The sequence below is a fragment of the Nocardia sp. NPDC004718 genome (assembly GCF_053601535.1).
Window position 1 is genome coordinate 1 of sequence record NZ_JBSGCA010000125.1, and the last position, 3,808, is coordinate 3,808.

The following is a 3,808-nucleotide window of genomic DNA, read 5'->3' on the forward strand; positions in this document are numbered from 1 at the left end:
GCGCGCAACCCGCTGTTCCAGGTGGGCCTGTCGTTCCAGAACCTGGCCGAGACCACCTTCGAGCTGCCCGGCCTGACGGTGAGCGCGGTGAACTTCGACTCGCAGCTGGCCAAGACCGACCTGCACGTCACGCTCTACGACCGGTACGCCGACGACGGCACGCCCGCCGAGATCATCACCGAATTCGGCTACGCCACCGACCTGTTCGACGAGGACACGGTGCAGGGCTTCGCCGACCGGTTCCTGCGGGTGCTCGACGCCGTGCTGGCCGACGCCACGGTGCGGGTGGGCGAGATCGACTTGCTCGCGGCCGAGGAGAGCGAGCGCATCCTCACCGCGTGGAACGCCACCGAGCACGAGGTCGACCCGACCGCGACGCTGGTGTCCTTGCTGGACGCCACGGTGGCCGCGACCCCGGCGGCCGTGGCGTTGGTCGCCGACGAGCCGACCGGCCGTCGCGAGCTGACCTACGCCGGGCTGGACGCGCGGGTCAACCGCCTGGCCCGGTACCTGATCGGCCGCGGCGTCGGCCCGGAGGACCGGGTCGCGCTGGCGATCCGCCGCAGCAGCGACCTCGTGATCGCCATGTACGCGGTCGCGAAGGCCGGTGCGGCGTACGTGCCGATCGATCCGGACCAGCCCGCAGAGCGGACCGACTACATCCTGGGCACCGCCGCGCCGGTGTGCGTGCTGACCACCGGCCGGGACGGGTTCCACACCGCGGCGGCCGATGTCGTGCAGATCGACGGGCTCGACCTCGCCGAGTACCCGACGGCTCCGGTGACCGCGGCCGAGCGCACGGGTGCGCTGACCCCGGCGAACACCGCGTACGTGATCTTCACCTCCGGTTCCACCGGTCAGCCGAAGGGCGTCGCGGTGCCGCACGCGGCGATCGCCAACCAGCTGCAATGGGAGACATCTGTCTTCGAGCTGGGCGCTGGCGACGCGGTGCTGCTGAAGACGGCGGCGACGTTCGACCTCTCGGTGTGGGAGTTCTGGTCGGCCGCGGTTTCCGGCGGCCGCCTGGTGATCTCGTCCGCCGACGGGCATCGCGACCCGGCGTACCTGAACGAGCTGATGCGCGCCACCGGCGTCACCACGCTGCACGTGGTGCCGTCCATGCTGGACGCACTGCTCACCGAATCCGGTGGCCGCCTGTCGGACTCGCTGCGGCGGGTGCTGGCCATCGGTGAGGCGCTGCCCGCCGCGACCGCCCAGCGGTTGCGCCGTAACAACGCCGCCGAACTACACAACCTCTACGGTCCGACCGAGGCGGCGGTGTCGATCACCAGCCACCTGGTCACCGATGCCGACGAGGCGGCGGTGTCGATCGGCGCGCCGGAGTGGAACAGCCGGGTCTACGTGCTCGACTCCCGCCTGCGGCCGGTTCCGGTCGGTGTCTCGGGTGAGTTGTACCTGGCCGGTGCGCAGCTGGCGCGCGGGTACTTCGGTCGTGCGGACCTGACCGCGGACCGGTTCGTCGCCGACCCGTTCGGCGCGCCGGGCGACCGGATGTACCGCACCGGCGACCTGGTGGCCTGGAGCGCCACCGGCGAGCTGGACTACCGCGGCCGCACCGACTTCCAGGTGAAGATCCGCGGCTTCCGCATCGAGCTCGGCGAGATCGAGGCCGCGTTGCTGCGGCAGGACGCGGTGAGCGCCGCGGCCGTCGTCGCGCACACCGATCCGAGCATCGGCGATCGGCTGGTCGCCTACGTGGTGACCCGCACGGGCGCGCTGGACAAGCGGGCGCTGCAGTCCGCGCTGTCGGCCGAGCTGCCGTCGTACATGGTGCCGTCGATGCTGATCGGGCTGGAGGCGTTGCCGCTCAACGCCAACGGCAAGCTGGATCGTAAGGCGCTGCCGGAGCCCACCTTCGAGAAGGCGGTGTTCCGCGCGCCGGTCACGCCGATCGAGCAGATCGTGGCGAACACCTTCGCCGAGGTGCTGCGGCTGTCCGATCGCGAAGGCGGCGAGGCCAAGCGCCTCGGCCTGGACGACGACTTCTTCGCCTGGGGCGGTAACTCGCTGCTGGCCACGCAGGTCGCCGCCCGCCTGGGCGAGGCGCTCAACACGCGGGTGCCGGTGCGTCTGCTGTTCGAGGCGTCCACCGTCGCCGCGCTGGCGGTGCGGGTGGAGCAGCACGCCGACATGGGCGGCCGCCGGGCGCTCACGGCGGGCCCGCGGCCGGAGCGCATCCCGCTGTCGCTGGCGCAGCAGCGCATGTGGTTCCTCAACCGGTTCGACACCCAGTCGGCGGCCTACAACGTGCCGATCGCGGTGCGGTTGTCCGGCGCGTTGGACGTGGCCGCGCTGCGTGCCGCGATCGCGGACCTGGTGAGCCGCCACGAGATCCTGCGGACGGTCTACCCGCAGACCGAGGCGGGCCCGGTGCAGGTCATCCTGCCGCCCGCCCAAGCCGTGCCGCGCCTGGAGGTGCGGGTGGTCGCACCGTCGCAGATCGAGTCGGCCGTGGTGGCGCTGACCTCGACGATCTTCGATGTCACGACCGAGGTGCCGGTGAAGGTCGCGCTGTTCCAGATCGCCGGGGAGGGTGCGCAGACTCCGGCGGACGGGTCGGTGGACTACGTGCTGGCCATGGTCGTGCACCACATCTCCGGTGACGGCTCCTCGGTCGGCCCGCTGACCAGGGACCTGATGATCGCCTACGCCGCGCGGTCGGCGGGCGAGGCGCCGAACTGGGCGCCGCTGGAGGTCCAGTACGCGGACTACAGCATCTGGCAGCGCGAACTGCTCGGCGACGGGGCGGATCCGGAGTCGCTGGCCGCCAAGCAGGTCGCCTACTGGCGCCAGGCGCTGGCCGAGCTGCCCGATCAGCTGGACCTGCCCTCGGACCGGCCGCGCCCCGCGGTGCAGTCGTTCGCGGGCGGCAAGGTCGAGCTGCGGGTGGACGCGCAGACCCATCAGGCGCTGATCGAGCTGGCGCGCGCGGAGGGCGCGACGCTGTTCATGGTCGTGCACACCGCGCTGGCGGTCCTGCTGGCCCGGTTGTCGGGCACCGACGACATCGCGATCGGCACGCCGATGGCGGGCCGTGGCGAAGCCGTTCTGGACGACCTGATCGGCATGTTCGTCAACACCCTGGTGTTCCGCACCCGGGTCGAGGCGGGCGAGGCGTTCACCGATCTGCTGGCCCGCCAGCGCGAGACCGACATCCAGGCGTTCGCCAACGCCGACGTGCCGTTCGAGCGCCTGGTGGAGGTGCTCAACCCGGTGCGTTCGACCGCCCGGCACCCGCTGTTCCAGGTGGGTCTGTCGTTCCAGAACCTGGCGCAGTCCGCGCTGGAGTTGCCCGGCCTGAGCGTGTCCGGCCTGGACATCGACACCGAGCTGTCCCAGTTCGACCTGCACCTGATCGCGACCGACCGCTACGACGACGCCGGCGCGCCCGTGGGCATCACCGGCTTCTTCACCTACGCGACCGACATGTTCGACCGCGCGACGGTGCAGGGCTTCACCGACCGGTTCGCGCGTCTGCTCGGCGAGATCGTCGCCGCGCCGCGCACCCCGGTCGGCGACCTCGAACTGCTGGACGCCGCAGAGCGGACCCAGTTGCTGAGCGCGCGCAACGCGACCGACCAGCCGGTGGACACCTCCGCCACGCTGGTGTCGCTGCTGGACACCACGGTGGCGGCCGGGCCGAAGGAAGTCGCGCTCGTCACCGAGGACGGCGAGTCGATCACCTACGGCGCACTCGATGTTCGGGTGAATCGTCTTGCGCGGCATTTGATTTCGCTGGGTGTCGGTCCGGAGTCGCGGGTGGCGCTGGCGTTGCGTCGCTCGGTGG

General features: G+C 71.5%; 1 protein-coding gene. It reads left to right on the forward strand.

Annotation, left to right across the window (positions count from 1 at the left end):
- Positions 1 to 3,808: amino acid adenylation domain-containing protein (locus ACWEH3_RS35775; RefSeq protein WP_452358498.1), on the forward strand; the 3,808-nt coding region annotated here is incomplete at both ends.